At 70.6% G+C, this 20260-nt stretch carries 15 protein-coding genes; 9 read left to right on the plus strand and 6 right to left on the minus strand.

Annotation, left to right across the window (positions count from 1 at the left end):
* The first annotated feature begins 4 nt into the window (after positions 1-4).
* A complete protein-coding gene (locus ABH935_RS22770) occupies positions 5-3154 on the plus strand; it encodes an AAA family ATPase (RefSeq protein WP_370379946.1) in 3150 nt (1049 codons plus the stop codon).
* A 220-nt stretch (positions 3155-3374) separates the two neighbouring features.
* The gene (locus ABH935_RS22775) at positions 3375-4961 is read left to right on the plus strand and encodes a SpoIIE family protein phosphatase (RefSeq protein WP_370379947.1); all 1587 of its coding nucleotides are present in this window, start codon (positions 3375-3377) and stop codon (positions 4959-4961) included.
* Positions 4962-5081: 120 nt separating this feature from the next.
* Here the strand turns inward: ABH935_RS22775 and ABH935_RS22780 are convergent, their stop codons facing one another.
* Positions 5082-5405, minus strand: coding sequence for a helix-turn-helix domain-containing protein (locus ABH935_RS22780; RefSeq protein WP_370379948.1), 324 nt, complete (start codon positions 5403-5405; stop codon positions 5082-5084).
* Positions 5402-5770: a type II toxin-antitoxin system RelE/ParE family toxin gene (locus ABH935_RS22785; RefSeq protein ID WP_370379949.1), complete on the minus strand. Its 369-nt coding sequence runs from the start codon at positions 5768-5770 to the stop codon at positions 5402-5404. The genes ABH935_RS22780 and ABH935_RS22785 overlap by 4 nt, the downstream gene beginning before the upstream one ends.
* A 452-nt stretch (positions 5771-6222) precedes the next feature.
* Here ABH935_RS22785 and ABH935_RS22790 point away from each other — a divergent pair, with 452 nt between their 5' ends.
* From ABH935_RS22790 to ABH935_RS22820, 7 genes are all read left to right on the plus strand, one after another.
* Complete coding sequence (locus ABH935_RS22790) at positions 6223-6756, plus strand: RNA polymerase sigma factor (protein WP_370380124.1); 534 nt, start codon at positions 6223-6225, stop codon at positions 6754-6756.
* A gap of 278 nt (positions 6757-7034) precedes the next feature.
* Positions 7035-8687: an ABC transporter substrate-binding protein gene (locus ABH935_RS22795; protein ID WP_370379950.1), complete on the plus strand. Its 1653-nt coding sequence runs from the start codon at positions 7035-7037 to the stop codon at positions 8685-8687.
* 13 nt (positions 8688-8700) lie between these two features.
* Complete coding sequence (locus tag ABH935_RS22800; protein WP_370379951.1) at positions 8701-10665, plus strand: ABC transporter permease; 1965 nt, start codon at positions 8701-8703, stop codon at positions 10663-10665.
* Positions 10662-11507, plus strand: coding sequence for an ABC transporter ATP-binding protein (locus ABH935_RS22805; RefSeq protein ID WP_370379952.1), 846 nt, complete (start codon positions 10662-10664; stop codon positions 11505-11507). Before ABH935_RS22800 ends, ABH935_RS22805 begins: the two co-directional genes overlap by 4 nt.
* Complete coding sequence (locus ABH935_RS22810) at positions 11507-12217, plus strand: ABC transporter ATP-binding protein (RefSeq protein ID WP_370379953.1); 711 nt, start codon at positions 11507-11509, stop codon at positions 12215-12217. The genes ABH935_RS22805 and ABH935_RS22810 overlap by 1 nt, the downstream gene beginning before the upstream one ends.
* A gap of 113 nt (positions 12218-12330) precedes the next feature.
* Positions 12331-14025 (plus strand): choice-of-anchor P family protein, encoded by a 1695-nt coding sequence (locus ABH935_RS22815; protein ID WP_370379954.1) that lies wholly within the window; start codon positions 12331-12333, stop codon positions 14023-14025.
* Positions 14026-14083: 58 nt separating this feature from the next.
* Entirely contained in the window at positions 14084-14476 is a 393-nt protein-coding gene (locus ABH935_RS22820; protein ID WP_370379955.1) for a hypothetical protein, read from the plus strand.
* A 111-nt stretch (positions 14477-14587) separates the two neighbouring features.
* On the opposite strand, the gene ABH935_RS22825 is transcribed toward ABH935_RS22820, so the two are convergent.
* The 4 genes from ABH935_RS22825 to ABH935_RS22840 form a co-directional block, all read right to left on the minus strand.
* Positions 14588-15163: a hypothetical protein gene (locus tag ABH935_RS22825; protein ID WP_370379956.1), complete on the minus strand. Its 576-nt coding sequence runs from the start codon at positions 15161-15163 to the stop codon at positions 14588-14590.
* 215 nt (positions 15164-15378) lie between these two features.
* A complete protein-coding gene (locus ABH935_RS22830; RefSeq protein WP_370379957.1) occupies positions 15379-17106 on the minus strand; it encodes an ABC transporter family substrate-binding protein in 1728 nt (575 codons plus the stop codon).
* 77 nt (positions 17107-17183) lie between these two features.
* Positions 17184-19319, minus strand: coding sequence for a dipeptide ABC transporter ATP-binding protein (locus tag ABH935_RS22835; RefSeq protein ID WP_370379958.1), 2136 nt, complete (start codon positions 19317-19319; stop codon positions 17184-17186).
* Positions 19316-20242 (minus strand): ABC transporter permease, encoded by a 927-nt coding sequence (locus ABH935_RS22840; protein WP_370379959.1) that lies wholly within the window; start codon positions 20240-20242, stop codon positions 19316-19318. Before ABH935_RS22840 ends, ABH935_RS22835 begins: the two co-directional genes overlap by 4 nt.
* Positions 20243-20260: the final 18 nt, after the last annotated feature.

The raw sequence follows: 20260 nt of genomic DNA on the forward strand, positions 1-20260 counted from the left end.
GTCGATGCGCCAGGTGAGCCCCGTCTTCGTCGGCCGCGGGCCGGAGCTGTCCAAGCTCCGCTCTCTGCTGGCCAGCGCTTCGGACGGCGAGCCCGCGGTGGTGGTCGTCGGCGGGGACGCCGGGATCGGCAAGTCCCGGCTGATCGAGGAGTTCGTCAGGCCGCTGCTCGGCCCGGATCCCACGGGGTCCGGGGCCGGACGGGCCGACGACGCCGGCGGGACTCCTGTGACGGACGTTCGCGTACTCATCGGGGGCTGCGCGGAGCTCGGCGACGAGGGGGTGGCCTACGCCCCCTTCGTCGCGGCGCTGCGTCAGCTGCTGCGCGACTGGCCCGGCGCGTTCGGGGACGGCGACGGCGTGCGCCGCCGCGAGCTCGCGTGGCTGCTGCCGGAACTGGCCGAAGGACTGTCCGGCGACGATTCGCCGCGCGGCGCGATGATGCGCCCGGCCGGCATGGAGCGGCACAGCGACGCGCTGCCGGCCGTGACGCGGGCCGGCGAGCAGTCGGTGCGGGGGCACCTGTTCGACGCCGTCCTGGGGCTCCTGGAGGACCTGGGGTCGGCGGAGACGCTGCTGCTGGTCCTGGAGGACCTGCACTGGTCCGACCGGTCGACCCGGGACCTGCTGGGCTTCCTGTCGCGCTCGCTGCGCGACTCGCGGGTGCTGATCGTCGGCACCTACCGCACCGACGACCTGCACCGCGGGCATCCGCTGCGGCCGTTCCTGGCCGAGCTGGACCGGATCCGGGGCGTGCGGCGCATCGATCTGGGGCCGCTAACCACCGGCGAGACCGCCGAGCAGCTGGCCGCCATCTACGGCCGGACCGGCCGGGACCTGCCGCCGGGGTTCGCCGAGGAGGTGTTCGCGCGCGCCGAGGGGAACCCGTTCTTCACCGAGGAGCTGGCGTGCGCGGCGGACGGTTCGAGCCTGATGCCCTCCGACGTCGGGGGCTTCGCGCTGTCCGACACGCTGCGGGACCTGCTGCTGATCAAGGTGGAGCAGCTTCCCGAGCCCACGCAGCGGATGCTGCGGCTGTTGTCGGCCGCGCTGCCGCCGGTGGACCACCGGTTCCTGCTCCTGGTCACCGGGGCGACCGACGACGAGCTCAACGAGCAGATCCGGCCGGCCTTCCAGGCGCACATCCTGATCCCCGGCGAGACGCCGACGAGCTACCGGTTCCGGCACGCGTTGCTGCGGGAGGCCGTGCACAACGAGCTGCTGCCGGGCGAGCACTCCGCCCTGCACCGCAAGTACGCCGAGCTGCTGGAGGCCGAGCCGTCGCTGGTCGCGGCCGAGGCGCGGGAAGTGGAGCTGGCGCACCACTGGTATTCGGCGCGGGACTATCCGCGCGCCTATGACGCGGCGTTGAGTGCGGCCGAGGCCGCCGACGCGCGCTACGCGTACGTCGAAGAACACCAGATGCTGGAACGCGCGCTGGATCTGTGGGACCAGGTCCCTTCGCCGGGCCTGGATTACGCGCGGCTGCTCTACAAGACCGCCTGCGCCGCGCATCTGGCCGGGGATCCGCATCGTGCGCTGTCGTTGACTGACAAAGCGCTCAAACGCGTCGACCCGGATCAGGACCGCGAGCTGGCCGCTCTGCTGCACCACCTGCGCAGCCGGGACCACCACATCCTGGGCCGCGGCGACGGCATGGCCGACATCTGGGCCGCGCTGGACCTGGTCGACGGCGAGTCCAGTCCGCAGGTGCGCGTGCAGATCACCAACAGCGCCTCGTTCATCAAGATGCTGACGTCCGACGACATCGACGCCGCGCTGCGCTTCGCCGAGGAGACCGCGGTCCTGGCGGAGAAGATCGACTCGGATCTGTACCGGATCGCGGCGGCCATCACCAAGGGCACGGTGCTGGCCGGGCAGGTCTCGCTGGGCACGCACGAGGAGGGCCTGGCGATCCTGCGGCAGGCCATCATCGACAGCCTCGGGTACGGCGATCCGGGCATCATCGGCCGCGGCTACATCAACCTGTGCAGCGCGCTGGAGACGCTGGACCGGCACCAGGAGGCCGTACAGGTGGCCCGGGCCGGACTGGGCGAGCTGATGCGGCGCGGGGTGCGGCTGCGGGTGGCCGAGAGCATGCTCTGGCTGAACATGGCCGAATCGCTGATCGCGCTCGGCGACTGGGACCGCGCCAAGGCCGCGCTGAACTCCAGCCTGGATCTGGACCCGCCGGGCATCCACGGGGCCACCACGCACGAGTACCTGGCCGATCTGGCGCTGCTCAGCGGGGACCCCGAGGTGGCGCGCGGGGAGGCGGCGCTGGGCGCGCGGATCCCGAGCCGTACTTTCGAGCACCAATACGCGCTGCCGGGGATCCGCCGGGAGATCGAGAAGGCGGTGTGGCTGACCCGCTCGATCGGCGAGGCGCGCACGGCCTTCCAGGTCTTCCTGGACAAGCCGCAGTTCCTCGGCGACGAGCGGTACGCCTGGCGGGTGCTGACCGCGATGGCGATGGCCGAGGCCGACCACGCCGAGACCACGCGGGCCGCGGCGCGTTCCGGGACGTCGGCCACGGACGCCGCGGGATCGGCGATGGTCGCCGCGCTGGCCGAGCGCGCCGGGCGGCTTCCGGCGCTGACTCCGAGCCAGGCCGCGGCCGCCGCGCAGGTGGCGGCCGAGCTGGCGCGCTGGCGGGGCGTCGCGGGCGCGGCGGAGTGGGCCACGGCGAGCGAGCTGGCGTCCCGGGAGGGGGTGCACGCGCATCAGGCCGCGTACATCAACTTCCGCGCCTCCGAGGCGTGCGCCGCCAACGGCGATCGCGACCACGCCGCCGAGCTGCTGCGCCGTGCGGTGAACGCGATCGCCACACTGCCGGAAGGGCCGCTGTGCCTGGAGGTGCAGGCGCTGGCCCGGCGCGCGCGGCTGGACATCAGCGACTGCATGCCGGCGGCGCCGGCGCCCGAGGGCGGCCGGGGCAACGACTCCGGCTCGCCGCTGGGACTGACGGCTCGCGAGCTGGAAGTGCTGTCGCTGGTGGCGCAGGGGCTTTCCAACCGGCAGATCGGCGAGCGGCTGTTCATCTCGACGAAGACGGCCAGTGTGCACGTGTCCAACATCCTGGCCAAACTGGGAGTTTCCGGACGCGGCGAGGCCGCCGCGGTCGCGCATCGGCTGCGGGTTTTCGAACAGGCCTAAGGTTCGCACCGCGATTCAGGGGACGAATATCCGCTATCCGCCGACGCGGACCCCAGTCACGTCCCGCGATCGGTCGGGAACCCTGCGCGATCCCTCGTTCGGATGGATCGCCCCGCGCCGTTCCCGTGACGCGCCCCGGGAGAGGTCCACACTGATGGTTCGCGCAAGGTGTCTTCATGAGCCCGGCGCGCGTTGCTGTGCCGTCCGTCGAAAGGCCGCCATGAAGTCACCGGTCATGCCCGCGATCGAGGAGCTGCTGCACGCGGCGTTCGACGCCGCGCCGATGCCGGCGGTGCTCGCCGACGGCCCCGATCACCTGCTGCTGGCCGCCAACGACGCGTGCCTGGCGGACTTCGGGTCGGTGGCGTTGCGGCTGCCGGTCGGGGACGCCATCCCGGAGCTGGCCGCCACCGGTCTGCCCGCGGCCCTGGACCAGGCCTACGACACCGGGCGGCCGGTGCTGCTGCAGGACCGGCTGGTGCGGCGGCGCGGCGGGGACCGGTACTACACGCTGGTGTGCGTGCCGGCGCAGAGCGGCGTGGCCGTGTTCTGCCGGGACGAGACCGAGCGGGTGCGGCGGGAGCAGGCGCTGCTGGAGGAGGAGACGCGCAACCGGAACATGGCGGTGATGCTGCAGCGGTCGTTGCTGCCGCAGCGGATCGTCCAGCCGGACGAGATCCGGCTCGCCGCGTGCTACCTGCCGGCGCTGGTGCGCTACGAGGACGCCTCGCTGGACGACGAGCCGGTGCTGGAGGTCGGCGGCGACTGGTACGACGCGATCCCGCTGGGCGCCGGCCGGACCGCGCTGGTGGTCGGCGGCGTGACGCCGGAGGCCGGGGGCGTCGGGGTACGGGCGGCGGCGGTGATGGGCCGGCTGCGCGCGGCGGTGCGGGCGTACGCCTCGCAGAACCTGCCGCCCGGCGAGGTGATGTACCACCTGGACCGGCACGCGCTGGACTTCGACGGCGAGCGCACCGGATCGCCGGTGGCGACGCTGGTGTACGCGGTGCACGACGCCGACAGCGGCTCGCTGACGTACGCCAACGCCGGGCACCTGCCGCCGCTGCTGCGGCTGCCGGACGGGTACGTGGCGGTGCTGGAGGGGGCCTCGGGGCCGTCGCTGGGCAGCGGGGACTGGACGTGGCAGGAGGCTGCGGTGGCGGTGCCGCCGGGGTCGTATCTGGCGTTCTACACGCAGGGGCTGCTGGAGCGCGGCACCGGCGATCTGCGGCGGGTGTTCGCCCGGGCACCGGAGGAGGAGCCGCCGCGGCCCGGCGCGGGCCCGGTGGACCTGGTCCGCGACCACATCCTGGCCTCCATCGACCCGCTGTCGGTGTCCAGCGGCGGCCTGGACCCCACCGGCGCGGTCCGCACGGACGACGTGGCCCTGCTGGTGGCGCACGTCCCGGCCTGGACCGGCGCGCACGCGGCGCTCTTCCGCTCGGCCTCGGTGGAACTGGTCGGCGGCCCGGAGATCGCCGCGCACGCCCGCAGCTACACCGCCGGCGTCCTGACCACCTGGGGCGTCGCCGACGACCTGACGGACACCGCGGTCCTGGCGGTCAGCGAACTGGTGGCCAACGCGGTCACCCACGGCACCGCCCCGGTGGTACTCCGCCTGCGCCGCACCGACCGCCGCCTGATCATCGACGTCGCCGACCAGTCCGACCACCTCCCCCGCCGCCGCCTGGCCCGCGAGACCGACGAGGACGGCCGCGGGATCAGCATCATCGCCGCACTGGCCGCGGCCTGGGGGGCGCGGCCGCTGCCGGAGGGGAAGTCGGTGTGGTGCGAGTTCGAGTTCTGAGGGGAGTTCTGAGGGGGCGATAGCTCAGCGTCACCGGTGGCCGTGGGTCGAGCATGTGCCGGGAGGCCGCGGTGTCGGCGGACCACGAGCTACGGCTGGACGGCGCGCCCGGCGACTGACTCAGGCGATCGCGGCGATGTCGCCGTCGTCGAAGTAAATGGCCTGGTGCAGTCGGCCACCGAGGGCGACCGCGTATCGGGCGAGAACCTCCTGGCCGGACACCTTGCCCCGCTCTATCTGCGAGATGCGGCCTTTGGTGACGCCCATCCGCTCAGCCACCTGCTGCTGGGTCAGGCCTCGGCTACGCCTGAGTTCAGCCAGCCGATGCCCGGTCACCTCGGCAAGGAGTAGGGTCCTGCGCTCGGCGGCGGCCTCCTCGCCGCCAGCACGTTCGATGAACTCGGCGCGGACATCACTCCACTTCACGTACCCGGGCTTCGTCATCGCGGGTGGCCCTCCTCAGCGGCTCGGTCCTCTAAATATCGTTGGTATCGCTGCTCGGCCAGTGGGATCGCCTCCTCATACCACCGCTGCCATTGCCCAGCCTTATCGCCGGCCACCAGCAGAATGCTTGATCGCCAGGGATCGAAGACGAACAGAATGCGGACCGTGCCCGGGCGCAGTTCTTTGAGATTGGCGATCACCGACCCGCGAATCGTATCCACCAACGGCCTGCCCAGACCCGGACCATTCTGGGCAAGTACGTCGAGTACGTCGGTGACCCGAGTGCGATCTGTGGCGTCCAGTGCCCTAATCCATTCCAGCACCTCGTCGACAACGTAGATCGACCACTCACCCTCGTCGTTCACGCTACCCAAGTATAGCAAACACTAAACCCATTCCACACTCAACCCCTCACTCTCCGTACTCACCACCCCGCCCACCACCCCACCCACCAGCCCGCATCGACCGCACTCGCCACCAGCCCGTATATTGCAGGCAGCCGCTACCAACCCCTCAAGACGCCCTGCCGCCCGAGGCGGGTCGGGCGATAGCATGGGGCCTCGGGTTGTCGGCCGCCGGCCCATCGCGCGGTCGGCGGGGGGACATCGATTTCAGGAGCTGACGGATGAGTGTGGCGGGCGCTGTCGCCTGGCCGGCGCGCACCACCATATGGTGGCCGCGCCGGCGTCGTGCGACCGTCGCGAGCGCTCCTGCGAGCGGGGTCGCCGCCGTGGTGGCCGCGCTGCGGGAGGCGCTGAACATTCCGACCGAGGACGCCGAGGGCGACCTGTCCGCGAGCGGGAACCATCCGCTGGCGATGATCGGGGGGAGCACCGCTCCGCGCGGGCACCGGGCGTTGCAGCCCGGGGAGGGGCCTTCGCTGGCCGACCTCTACTACGCGCACCGCCTCTCGCTGGTCCGGCTGGCGATCCTGCTCGTGGACGACAAGATGTCGGCCGAGGACGTCGTCCAGGACTCCTTCACCGGCCTGTGGCGACGCTACGGCGACGACCTCACCGGCATGGAGAACCCGCTCGGCTACCTGCGCACCGCCGTGGTGAACAACGCGCGCTCCGTGCTGCGCCGGCGCAAGACCGCGCGCGGCTACACCCCGCCGCACGTGCCGGACGCCGCCAGCGCCGAGTCCGTGGCGCTGCTGTCCGAGGAGCACCGCGAGGTGCTGGAGGCGATGCAGAAGCTGCCGCCGCGCCAGCGCGAGGTCCTGGTCCTGCGCTACTGGTCGGACCTGTCCGAGGCGGACATCGCCGACGCGCTGGGGATCAGCCGGGGCACCGTGAAGTCCACCGCGAGCCGCGGGCTGGAAGCGCTCGGCAAGCTGCTCAAGGGCTGACGCCGCGCAGGGACTGACCCTTCGCAAAGGCAGCCGCTGCATAAGGGCCGACGCCGCTCAAGGGTCGGCCCTGACTTATGGGCCGACGCTCTCCCAGGCTCGACGCCGCCCGAGGGCTGAAATGCTCGCCCACCGTCACTCCCAGGAGTGAATCAGTATCACGGTTTGCCAAATTCTGCCGTGAGACTCTCGAAACTCTATTGAGTTCTCTGTTGAATTAGAGCACGCTGCCTTGCTACACCCAACGTTTCTGACGACCCGTCAGGTGGTAGCACTCGATGACCTCCGCGCGCTCACCGCGATCCGATCACCACTTCCGACACTGCTTCCGTAACCACCGGATAGCCACCGCGCTCACCGTCGCGGCCCTGTCGCTGTCCCTCGGCGCGTGCGGCGCGCGCCTGTCCGCCGACCAGAGAGCCGCGGCGATCGCCTACGGCCACGGCGACGGCTCGCAAAGCGCCGACGGCTCCCAGACCTCCGGCGCCAACGGCACCGGCGGGACGACCGGCGGCACAGGCACCACCGGAGGCACGACCGGTGGCACCTCCGGAGGCGGCACGTCCGGCGGCGCCAGCGGTGGCTCCTCCGGAGGCGCGGTCGGCGGCGGAACCACAGGCGGCACCGGGGGAACCGGCGGCACCACCGGAGGCAAGACCACCGGCGGTACCAGCGGCGGCAAGACCACGGGCGGCACCACCGGAGGCTCCGGTGGCACGGGAGGCGGCAGCGGCGGGAGCACAGGCGGACCCGGAGGTCCGGGCTCTGACACCTGTGTTGGCACCGCTACCGGCTCCAGCGCCACCGGCGTGACCGCGAACAGCATCAGCATCGGCAACGCCAGCGACCTGTCCGGCCCGATCGGCGGCCTGTTCAGCTCGGCCCCGCAGGCCGTCCAGGCCTACGTGGCCTACTACAACGCGACCCACCCGAACGGCATCTGCGGCCGCAAACTCACCGTGCACTCCTACGACTCGCAGACCTCGGACGCCGGCGACAACCAGCAGACGCTGACCGCCTGCCAGTCCGACTTCGCGCTGGTCGGCTCGGTCTCGGCCTTCGACTCCGGCGGCGCGACGTCCGCCGCCCAGTGCGGGATCCCGGACCTGCAAGCCGTGAGCACCACCCGCGCGCGCCAGACCTGTGCGGTCTGTTTTGGAACAGACTCGCAACAATTGCCGTTGGTCCCCCAGGTGCAGCCGGACTTCTGGAACAAGCAGTTCCCGGGCGCGAGCGCGAAGGCAGCGTTCTTGTACGTCGACACCGGGACCACCGCGCAGCAGGCGAAGTCCTGGGAGCAGGCCTACGCCAAGGACGGCTTCACCTGGGTCCTGGACCAGCCGATCGGCATCTCGGAGTCGAACTACACGCCATACGTCGTGAAGATGCAGAACGCCGGCGTGCAGTACGTGCAGTTCCTCGGCGCGTTCCAGGAGGCCGCGACCCTCGCGCAGGCCATGCAGCAGCAGGGTTTCACGCCGAAGGTCTTCGTCCTGGACCCGACCGGCTACGACCCGAACTACGTCCAGCAGGCCGGCTCCGCGGCGAACAACACCTACGTCTTCAGCAACGCGGCCATGTTCGAGGAGTCCGGTTCGAACTCTGAGTTGCAGCTCTACACCAAGTGGCTGCACCAGGTCGCCCCGGGCGCCGCACCAACCTACTTCGGGATGTTCGCCTGGTCCTCGGCCGAGCTGTTCACCCGGCTGGCCAACCAGATCGGGCCGAACCTCACCCGGCAGGCGATGGTGCAGGCGCTGTCCGGCGTGCACAACTACACCGGCAACGGCCTGTTCGCCCCGCAGGACATCGGCGGCAAGAAGACCTCGCCCTGCGCGCTGTTCATGCAGTACACCGGGTCGGCCTGGAAGCGCGTCTCGCCCGGCTCGGGCTGGACCTGCGGGAACCTCATCAACTCCGGTGTGAGCTGAGCGGCCGCGCGGGATGAACGTCTTCCTGACGTACACCGTCCTGGGCCTGGTGATCGGCGCCTCGTACGCGATCGCGGCGTCCGGGCTCGTCCTGACCTACGCCACCACCCGCATCTTCAACGTCGCGCACGGCGCCACCGCCATGGTGATGGCGTTCGTGTACTGGGAGCTCGCCTACAACCAGGGCCTGTCCAACTGGCTCGCGGTGCTGATCGTGGTGTTCGGGGTGGCGCCGCTGTTCGGCGCGCTGCTGGAGCGCTGGGTCATCCGGCGGGTCGCGGACTCCGGGGTCGGGGTCACGCTCGTGGTGACCTGTGCGGTGCTGGTCGGGCTGATCGGCGCGGCGGAGAAGATCTGGCCGCCGGGTGTGCACCAGGTGCAGCAGTTCTTCGCCGGGCACGGCCTCACCATCGGCATGGTGCGGATCACCGGCAACGAGCTGCTGACCGTGGCGCTGGCGGTGGTCACGGGGGCCGCGCTGTGGGCGTTCCTCACGTTCACCCGGCTCGGCGTCGCGATGCGCGCGGCGGTGGACGACAAGGAACTGCTGGCGCTGCACGGCGGCCGGCCGAACCTGATGTCCTCGATCGCCTGGGCCATGGGCTCGGCGCTGGCCGCGCTGGCCGGCATCCTGCTGGTCTCCTCGCAGCCCAGCGAGCTGAACTACATATCCCTGACGCTCCTGGTGGTGAACTCCTACGCCGCGGCGATGGCCGGCCGGCTGACCAGCCTGCCGCGGACCTTCGCCGGGGCGCTGGTGCTGGGACTGCTGAACGCGTACGCGTCCGGGTATCTGTGGACCGGCCCGGGCTGGACCGGATTCCGCGAGGCGATCCCGGCCATCTTCCTGCTGCTGATGCTGTTGCTGATGCCGCAGGCGCAATTGCGAGTCGGGCGGCTGGCCGGTGTACCGGGCGTCCGAACGCCGGAGATGCGCCGCGTCGCGCTCGCATCGGCGTTGCTGCTGCTCGCGGTCGTCTTCGGCAACTCCGTGCTCAGCCAAGTCAACGTGAACCGGATGGCCCTCGGGCTGTGCCTCGCGATCCTGGCGCTGTCCCTGGTGCCGTTGACCGGCTTCAGCGGATACGTGTCTCTGGCCCAGTTCAGCTTCTTCGGCGTCGGCGCGCTGACAGTCGCGAAGACGCACTCCTCGGCGCCGACCGCGGTCCTGGCCGGAGCGCTGCTCGCGGCGGTGGCCGGGATCCTGGTGGCATTGCCGTCGTTGCGATTGCAGGGTCTGTACCTGGCGCTGTCAACGATCGCGTTCGCGCAGATCATGGACACGATGGTGTTCCAGAACCCGTCGCTCGGCGGGTTCGGCGGGTCGCTGACGACCAAGCGGCTGGACATGTTCGGATACCGCTTCACGTCCGACAAGGCTTACGCCATCTTGGCCGCGGCGGTCTTCTGCGTCCTCGGGGCGGCGGTCATCGTGCTCCGGAAGGGCCGGTACGGCAGGGTTCTGATCGCCCTGCGGGACTCCCCCGCGGCCTGCGCCACGCTGGGGCTGAACCCGCGGACGGCACGGGTCGCGGTGTTCGCGGCCTCGGCGGCCGTGGCCGGGCTCGGCGGCGGGCTGTACGCCGGACTGCAGAACCAGGTCGGCAGCACCAACTTCCAGTTCTTCAACAGCCTGCCGCTGTTGCTCATCGTGGTGTGCGCCGGTGTCACGTCGGTGAGCGGCGCGCTGCTCGGCGGGATGCTGCTGATGGCGCTGAACAGCTATCCGAACGCGCAGGCCTACCTCTTCCTGATCCTCGCGGTCGCGGCGGTCGGGCTCGGGAAACAGCCGAACGGGATCACTGGCTGGCTGTTCTCGTTGCGGGACAACCCTTTGGGCGCGCGGCTCGGGATCGGGTCGGCGGGGATCGCGCGCGGCATCGCGGCCCGGTCCGCGGAGAGTCAGGGTTCTGTGACAAGTGGATCGGGGACCGGCGGATCGGTGGCGGTCGGGGAGAACGCGGAGGTCGAGGCGTGACCCGGTTGGACGTGAAGGAGGTGACGGTCCGCTTCGGCGGCGTCACCGCGGTGGACCAGGCCACGATCTCCGCCGACGGCGGGCAGGTGACCGCGCTGATCGGGCCGAACGGGGCCGGGAAGACCACGTTGTTCAACGTGGTCACCGGGTTGCAGCGGCCCACCTCAGGCCGGGTGTTCCTGGACGGCGACGACATCACGCACGCCCCCACGCACCGCCGGGCCCGGCACGGGATCGCGCGGACCTTCCAGCGGCTGGAGGCGTTCGGGTCGCTGACCGTCGAGGAGAACATCCGGGTCGCCGCGGACGCCGTGCGGACGAAGAACGCCAAGCCGGCGCAGGTGACCCAAGGGCTGATCAAGCGGATCGGGCTGGAACGCTACGCGAACGCCCGCGCCGACTCGGTGCCGACCGGCGTCGCGCGGCTCGTGGAGCTGGCGCGGGCGCTGGCGATCGACCCGGAGTTGCTGCTGCTGGACGAGCCGTCCTCGGGGCTATCGGAGGACGAGACCGATTCCTTCGGCGAGCTGCTGCGAGATCTGGCGGCGCAGGGGCGGGCCGTGCTGATCGTGGAGCACGACATGGGGCTGATCATGCGAGTCTCCGATCAGATCCACGTGCTGGACCGGGGACGGCTGATCGCCTCCGGAACGCCGGCCGAGGTGCAGGCGGATCCGTTGGTGCGTAAGGCGTATCTCGGCGAAGAGGACACTCCGGAACCCGAAGAGGACACGGCCGAGGACGACGAGGACGACAGCGGTCCGATCAAGCTCCCCGACAGCACACTGACATTGCCGCCCTTGCCGAAGGGCCCCGGACCGGGGACGGGAGGCTGGTTCTGATGGCGCCGATCCTGGAACTGGAAGACGTACACGCGGCGTACGGCCGGATCGAGGTCCTGCACGGCGTGAACCTCGCCGTACCGCGCGGCGCCGTCGTCGCCCTGCTCGGGCCGAACGGCGCCGGCAAGACGACGCTGATGAAGGTCTGCTCCGGACGCCTACGAGCGACATCAGGGCACGTGCACCTCGGCGGGTCGCACGTGAACAACGCAGCGCCGGACGCGCTGGCCCGGGCCGGGCTGTGCACGATCCCCGAGGGCCGTGGCATCTTCCCGAACCTGACGGTCGCGGAGAACCTGCGGCTGTCCGGACTGGCCGGGCAGGCCTCGGCTGCGGAGATCTACGAGACGGCGTTCACCCGCTTCCCGCGGTTGGCCGAGCGGTACGACCAGCTGGCCGGGTCGATGTCGGGCGGCGAGCAGCAGATGCTCGCCATGGCCCGGGCGCTGGTGACGAACCCGGCGGTGCTGCTGGTCGACGAGCTGTCGATGGGCCTGGCCCCGCTGATCGTGAGACAGCTGTACGACGTGCTCGGGCAGATCGCGGAGCGGGGTGTGACCGTGGTCGCGGTGGAGCAGTTCGCTGACATGGCGTTGCGGGTCGCGGACTTCGCGGCGGTGATGACGCACGGCAGGATCGTGGCCTTCGACGAGCCGGAGGTCATCCGGCGGGATCTGGCCGCGTTGTATTTGGGAGGTGCGGCAGCGTGAGTTCTGGACGTTCTGGCAGTTCACACAGATCACATGTCCGGCATAGATCATATGTCCGGCACAGATCACATGTCCGGCGCGGCGGTGCGGCCGCCGCGGCGGTGGCGCTCGGGGTGCTGAGCGCGCCGGCGGTGTGGGCCGGTCCCGCACCGTCGGCGCCCGCGGCACCGGCGCCGAGGCCGGCCGACGGCGGGTCCTCGGGCCTGGGCGGATGGACCGTCTCGGCGTCGGCGGCGCCGATCACCATGGAGATCTACGATCCGAAGATCCCGATCCCGGCCCAGCCGGGGCAGCCGAACCTGGAGTTCGACCTGTCCTTCACCCGCGCGAGCTACGGCTCCGGGCCGACTGGGGCGGCGACGGCCAGCTGGCTGTGGCCCGGGGACGCGATCGCGTTCGGGCTGGGGCAGCTGTTCAACAACCCGGGCGTGAAGTACCCGATCCTGACGAACGTGCAGTTCCCGGGGGCCACTCCGGACGCGACGATGCAGCCGATCCCGGGCTCGTACATGCAGTCGCACACGGACGCCAACGGATCGACCTCGGTGTCGACCTTCGGGTTGCCGCTGCCGGGGACCGGGCCCTCGCTGCCGGGGTCGTCGCCGACGAGCGCGCCGTCCTCGGCACCGTCCGCACCCTCGGGTCTGCTCGGCGGGCTGCTGGGCGGCGGGTCGCTGCCACCCCTGCAGCTGCCGGATCTGGGGACGCTCATCCAGTTCCTCACCGGACAGTCGGCGCTCGTGGACATCCAGGGCGAACGGTCGCAGACCTCGGCGACAGTCACCAACGGGAAGGCCGTCGCGACCGCGGAGTCGGACGCCGGGAAGCTGCTGCTGCTCGGCGGGCTGATCGAGTTCGACGGTCTGAAGGTCACCTCGCAGAGCACGTCGGACGGGGTCAAGGGGACGTCGGCCGGGAACGTCGACTACGGCTCGATGTCGGTGGCCGGGGTGACGTTCGGGATCACGGCCAACGGGATCCAGACGCCGGCCGGGCTGATCGCTCTGCCCCAGCTGCCGGACACGGTGAACCAGCTGCTCGCGCCGCTGGGGATCTCGATCGCGCTGCCGGCGGCCGGCGACGTGTCGAAGGACACCGCGGGCGAGATGTTCAGCCACGGGCTGCAGGTCACCATCGACACGGCGAAGCTGAAGGCGATGCTCCCGCTCACGCCGGTCCTGACTCAGCTGTTCGCGCAGATCCCGCCGGACCTCATGAAAACGCTCACGCAGGGCCTGCCGCCGACGGTGACCAGCGTCATCAACAGTCTGCCGCAGCTGGCGCCGAAGATCGTGCTGACCATCGGGTCGGCGAAGTCGAAGGCGGACGCCTCGCAGGCCATCAACCTGTCGGGCGGCGCCACCGGCGGGCCGAGCTCGCCGCCGTCCAGCAGCGCGGGCTCCTCGTCGTCGACGAGCGGCGGCAGCACCGGCGGAACGAGCACCGGCGGCTCCGGCACGAGCGGCACCTCCGGCGGCAGCACCGGCGGCACGGTCGGAGGCGGCAGCGCGGGCGGCGGGACCGGCGGAGGCACCGTCGGCGGCGGTACCACGGGCGGCACGGCCGGCGGGTCGACCAGCGGCGCCACGGGCGGCACGGCACCGAGCCCGCCGATGCAGAACACGGCCTCGAAGGTGACGCCGGCGGCCTTCGGCGGCCTGCCGGGCCAGCTGCTGCTCGGCGCGGCCGTGGTGGCGTGTGTGGCGGCGTGGGGGCTGCGGAAGTACAGCACGCTGCTGTTCGGCGGCGCGGGCTGCGAGGCCGGACACACGACCGGGGTGCCGGACCTGCGGGAGTTCGAGGAATGACGGCACCGGTGAGAGCAGCACAGGCGACACCGGCACGGCACGCTCTGGAGGGCGATCGATGAGCACTGCGAAGACCTGGGCGGGGCGCGCGGTGAACGGCCAGCTGCGCACCGGCGCCGTCGCGGCACGGCCGAAGACCCGGACGACGGAGTCCGAACGCCTGATGCAGCAGGGGCTGTCGCTGGCCGGGAGCCTGCTGATGCCCCTCGGGCTGCTGGCGATCGGCCTGGGCTGGTACGGGGCGGCGCACACGCCGTACACGTTCGAGCAGGTGGCGTACCTGGTATCCGGCGGGATCGGCGGGCTGGCGCTGACCACGCTCGGCGGGTTCTTGTTCTTCGGGTCCTGGCTGGCCCGCATCGCGCACCAGCAGCGGCAGCAGACGGAGTTGCTGGCCGGCGAGATCGCCCGGCTCACCGATGCGATTCTGGCTTTGGAGAGCGGGGACTGAGCCGCTCGACCTGAGTCGCGGGCTCGTCGCGAGAGGACGCGCCCGAACGCGCCGAGGCCCGGCACCGCGGTGCCGGGCCTTGCTGCCGGAGTTCTCGGTGGGCCGCTCCCCTCACACGCGGCCCACCATCTCCATCGCGAAGTCGCGGTCCCGCTCCAGGTCCGGGTTCGAGGTCTGGCTCTGGCTCCGAACAGGGCGGGAGGACAGGCTCCAGGCGCGGACGGCGATGGTGCTCAGCCGGACGACGACTTCCGCGAGCGCCATCAGGATCAGCGCGTCGACCCAGGCCTGGCCGCTGGTGATGTGGTGCGTGACGGAGAAGTCGGCCAGGTGCCTCTCACCCGAGGGGTGGCTGGACCAGACCGCGAAGGCCAGGCGGAACCCCATGCTGAGCACCCACAGGGCCGCCGCGCCGGCCGTCGCCTTGATGTGGGGCCGGCCCTCGCGGATCCGTACCCGGGTCAACAGCCCGCCGAACAGGCCGAAGACCACGCCCACACCGGTGAACAGCCCGATGAGCGCGAGATCGTTCCCTGCGGTCGGTATCGCGTGCAGGTATTGGCTCGCCGCCCAGGTGATCATGGCGAGCGGCACGATGAACGTGGCCTTGGTGATCCGCTCCTCGCGCAGCTGGCGGAAGACGATCAGGACGAGGGCGATGTCGACGATCCAGTCGCTTGTGGTCATGGCTATGACTATGCGCGTCCGGGACCTGCCCCTTCTTCCACCCGGAGGTGGGTTGCGGGTGGAGTTCGGGCCTCCACCCCGGGGTTGAGCGCGCGGCCGGGAGGGTTGACCGGGACAGGCCGCAGGGCCCCGCTCTCCGAGCAGGGCCCTGCGGGTGCCGGCTCTGGGCCGTCGGTCTCAGCTGTAAGTCTGTGCCGTCGATCCGAGCTGTCAGCTCAGCTGGTGAACCCGACCTTGGTCCAGTCGTAGTCCTGGAAGCCGAACGCGCCGAAGTTGGCCAGCGTGTTCTTGGTCGCCCAGATCTGCGGGCGCTGGTACAGCGGGATCAGGCTGGCCTGGTCGGTGGCGAGCTTGTCCGCTGCGTTCGCGTCCGCGATGGCCTGCGTCGGGTCGGTGTCCTGCAGCGCCTTGGTCAGCGCCTGGTCGATCGCCGGGTTGTTGTCCAGGCGGGGGTTGTTGTGGATGTTCTTCGGGTCCGTCACCGACTGGATCTGCGGGGCGCCGCTGCTGATCGGGAACGGGTTGCCGGTGTAGGCGAAGGCCGTGATGTCGAAGTTGCCGGTGTTGATGTACTTGTCGAAGAAGTCGTCGCCGTTGACCGGGGTCTCCTCCAGGCCGATGCCGATCTTGGCCAGGTCGGCCTTGACCATCTGGGCCTCGTTGGAGGTGGTCTTCACGCCCTGCGGCTCGATCCACTTCAGGTCCAGCTTGACCCCGCCCTTGGCGCGGATGCCGTCGCCGCCCTTGACCCAGCCGGCCGCGTCCAGGGCGGCGTTGGCGGCGGTCGGGTTGTACGCCACGTCGGCGCCGTTGTCCTGGTAGCCGGTCTGGTTGTTCACGAAGAAGCGGTTGTTCAGGACCGTGGGCTTCCAGGTGCCCAGGTTCTTCAGGTCCACGTTCGCGATCTGCTGACGGTCCAGGGCCTGGTAGACGGCCTTGCGGACGGCGTCGTCCTTGAGCGCCGGGGCCTGGGTGTTCATCGAGATGTGGCGCCAGTCCGGGCCGCCGGCGTAGTGCACGGTGCTGTCGGTGGTGTCCTTGATCTTCGCGTACAGCGCCGACTGCGGGCCGACCTCGAAGGCGTCGATCTCGTGGTTGTTGTAGGCGTCGGCCTGGGCCGAGGTGTCCTCGACCGCGCGGAACACGATCTTGTCCAGGACCGGCTTGGCGCCCCACCAGTTCGGGTCGGCGATGACCGTGACGGTCTTGGTGGTCGCGTCCATGCCCTGAAGCTTGAACGGACCGGCGGTGACCGGGATCGCGTTCATGTAGGACTTGTTCCAGCCGTCCGGCGTGGAGATCTTCGAGGCCGGGTACAGGCTGGCACCGTCGAACTGGTCGAACATGCTCTTCCAGTCCGAGAACGGCGTCTTGTAGGTCACCACGACGGTGAAGTCGTCGGCGCCGCGCGCGACCGACTGCATCTGGTCGTAGCCGGTGGAGCTGGCGACGTCGAAGCCCTGCGCCGAGCCCTCCATACCCTTCCAGGTGGCGACGAAGTCCTTGTAGGTGATCGGGGTGCCGTCCGACCACTTCGCCTTCGGGTTCAGCTTGTAGGTGACCGTCTGCTTGCCGTTGACGGTGCTCTCGTCGGCCGAGACCAGGTAGTCCGGGTTCGCGGTGGCCTTGCCGGCGGCGTCGAAGTGGAACAGCTGCGGCATCATCGTGGACAGCACCTTCTGGGTGTCCTGCTCGTTGCCGTTGTTGGTCATGCCGTTCCACTGCGACGAGTACTGGTCGATCGCCAGGGTCAGCGTGCCGCCCTTGAGCGCCGAGGCGTCCTTGGCGTCGATGTCGTTGGCGGTCGCGACCGGGATCGACTTGCCGCCGGAGGAGGAGCTCGCCGAGGACGAGCTCTTGCTGGAGGAGCAGGCCGACGCCGCGAGCGCGGCCGTCGCCAGGACCGCCAGGATCGCCGGCGACTTCTTGGTGATGCGAGACATGGTTCTTCTCTCCCGTGTGTGGATGGGTGGCACCAGCGGCGCCGGCAAGGCACAGCTGTGGAAGGTGTGAGGCTGGGTCAGACCACTTGCAGCGCGTCGGCGTAGTGGCACGCGGCCGCGTGGTCCTCGCGGTCCGGGCGCGGGACGATGACCGGGTCCTCGTCCCGGCACCTCGCCTGCTCGGCGGCGTTCAGCGACGCGTACTTGAAGCAGCGGTCGCGGAACCGGCAGCCGGAGGGCACGTTGGCCGGCGACGGCAGGTCGCCGGGCAGCAGGATCCGCTCGCGCTCCCGCTCCTTGCGCGGGTCCGGCAGCGGGATCGCCGAGAGCAGGGCCTGGGTGTACGGGTGCGAAGGCGCGCGGAACACCGAGGCCACGTCGCCGATCTCGACGATGCGCCCCAGGTACATCACGGCCACCCGGTCGGCGATGTGCCGGACCACCGACAGGTCGTGCGCCACGAACAGGTAGCTCAGGCCCAGCTTGGCCCGCAGCTCGTCCAGCAGGTTGATGACGCCGGCCTGGATGGAGACGTCCAGGGCCGAGACCGGCTCGTCCAGGATGACGACCTTCGGGTTCAGCGCCAACGCCCGGGCCACGCAGATGCGCTGCCGCTGGCCGCCGGAGAACTCCCGGGGGAAGCGCGCGGCGTGGTACGGCTCCAGGCCGACCAGCTCCAGCAGCTCCGCCACCCGCGCCGCGGCCCGGTCCGCGGACCAGCCGTGGGTGCGCAAGGGCTCTGCGATGGCCTCCCCGACCGGCATCCGCGGGTCCAGCGACGCCATCGGGTCCTGGAACACGATCTGGATGTCCTTGCGCATCTCCAGGCGCTCGCGGCCGGACAGGTTCGCGGCCTCGCGGCCGAACACCGCGATCGAGCCGGCCTGCGGGGCCACCAGCTCCAGGATCTCCAGCAGCGTGGTGGTCTTGCCGCAGCCGGACTCGCCGACCAGGCCCAGGGTCTCGCCCTCGCGGATCTCGAAGTCGATGCCGTCCACGGCCTTGACCGTGCCGACCCGGCGCTTGAACACCGCGCCGCGCATCAGCGGGAAGTGCTTCCGCAGGCCCTTGACCGCCAGCACCGGCGCGCGCTGCTCGCGCGGCACCGTGTCCAGCTCCGCCTCCGGGATCTCCGGGACCGGGTAGACCTCGTCGATCGGGATGGTCCCGCTCTGCAGGTCGGCCCGGCGGTGGCAGGCCGACAGGTGCGCGTTCCCGCCGGCCGCGAGCAGTTCGGGCTCGGAGTCCCGGCAGATCTCGGTCGCGATCGGGCAGCGGTCGGCGAACGGGCAGGCGTCCGGCAGGCCCACCATCGACGGCGGGTTGCCCTCGATCGGGGTCAGCGGCCGGCGGCCGTGCTCCCCGGAAGCGTCCAGGCGCGGGATCGAGCCCAGCAGGCCGATGGTGTAAGGCATGCGCGGGCTGTAGTAGATCTCGTCGACGGGGCCCTGCTCGACCGGGCGGCCGGCGTACATCACGGCCACCTTGTCGGCGAACCCGGCGACCACGCCGAGGTCGTGGGTGATCATCAGGATCGCCGCGCCGGTCAGCTCCTGCGCGTTCTTCAGCGCCTCCAGGATCTGCGCCTGGATGGTCACGTCGAGCGCGGTCGTCGGCTCGTCACAGAGGATGACCTTGGGGTCGTTGGCGATCGCCATGGCGATCATCACGCGCTGGCGCATGCCTCCGGAGAACTCGTGCGGGAAGTTCTTGAACCGGCGCTCCGGATCCGGGATGCCGACCACGTCCAGCAGCTCCAGCGCCCGCCTGCGCGCGGCGTCGCGGGACAGCTTCTGATGCACGGTCAGCGCCTCGACGATCTGGTCGCCGACGGTGAACACCGGCGTCAGCGCGGACAGCGGGTCCTGGAAGACCATCGCGATGTCCTTGCCGCGGATCTTCGACATCTGCTTGTCGTTCAAGCCCAGCAGCTCCCGGCCGTCCAGCTTGATCGAGCCGGTGACGCGGGCGTTGTCCGGCAGCAGGCCGAGGATCGCCATCGAGGACACCGACTTGCCGGACCCGGACTCGCCGACGATGCCCAGCACCTCGCCGGGGTGCAGGTCGTAGCTCACGCCGCGCACCGCGCGCACGTCGCCGGCCTCGGAGGCGAAGGTGACATTCAGGTCCCGCACGGACAGGAGCGGACCTTCGGTCCTCGCCGGCTCGCCGGAACGCCCGGCGGAGTGGGGCAGCAGCAGGTTCTGGCTCATCGGGCCGAGGCTCCCGTCGAGTTGGGGTCGAGGGCGTCGCGCAGACCGTCCCCGATGAAGTTGACGCACAGGATGATCAGCACCAGGACCGAGGCCGGGAACACGAACAGGTACCACTGGTCGGTGGAGGCGAACTGCGCCCCGTCGTTGATCACGGTGCCGAGCGAGACGTTCGGGGAGCGGATGCCGAAGCCCAGGAAGGACAGGAACGACTCGGTGACGATCGCCGCGCCCACGTTCAGCGTGAAGTCGACGATCAGGATCGAGGAGATGTTGGGGACGATGTGCCGGCGGATGATGGTCCAGGCCGGGACGCCCATGTACCGGGCGGCCCGCACGAACTCCCGCTCCCGGATGGTCAGCGTCATGCCGCGCACCACCCGCGAGGTGATCATCCAGCTGAACAGCGCGATCATCGGCACCAGTACCAGCCAGTTCGCGCCCTGGAAGTACGGGGACAGGATGATCAGCATCAGCAGCGAGGGCACGACCAGGAACAGGTCGGTCAGCCAGACGATGACCTTCTCCCACCAGCCGCCGAAGTAGGCCGCCGCGGTGCCCAGCAGGCCCGCGGACCCGGTGGACAGCAGGGCCACCAGCAGACCGATGATCAGCGACTTCTGCATCCCGTTGACGGTCTGCGCGAACATGTCGTGGCCGACGTCGTCGGTGCCGAAGAAGTGGTCGCCGGTCGGGCCGGACTGGGTGTTGACCAGGTCGATGTCGGTGGCCGACCAGTGGGTCAGCAGCGGGCCCAGGAAGGCGAAGGCGAACAGCAGCACCAGGCCGACCAGTCCCACCATGGCCGTCTTGTTGCGGCGGAACCGGCGCCAGACCAGGGCGGCGCGCCCGGAGCGCTCGGGAGCGGCGGACTCGGGCCGGCCGGTCTCGACGGCGGTGCCGGCGGGGGTCGGAGCGGTCATCACAGAGCCCTTCGGTGG

Origin of the sequence: Catenulispora sp. GAS73 (assembly GCF_041262085.1) — a bacterium.
GTDB lineage: Bacteria > Actinomycetota > Actinomycetes > Streptomycetales > Catenulisporaceae > Catenulispora.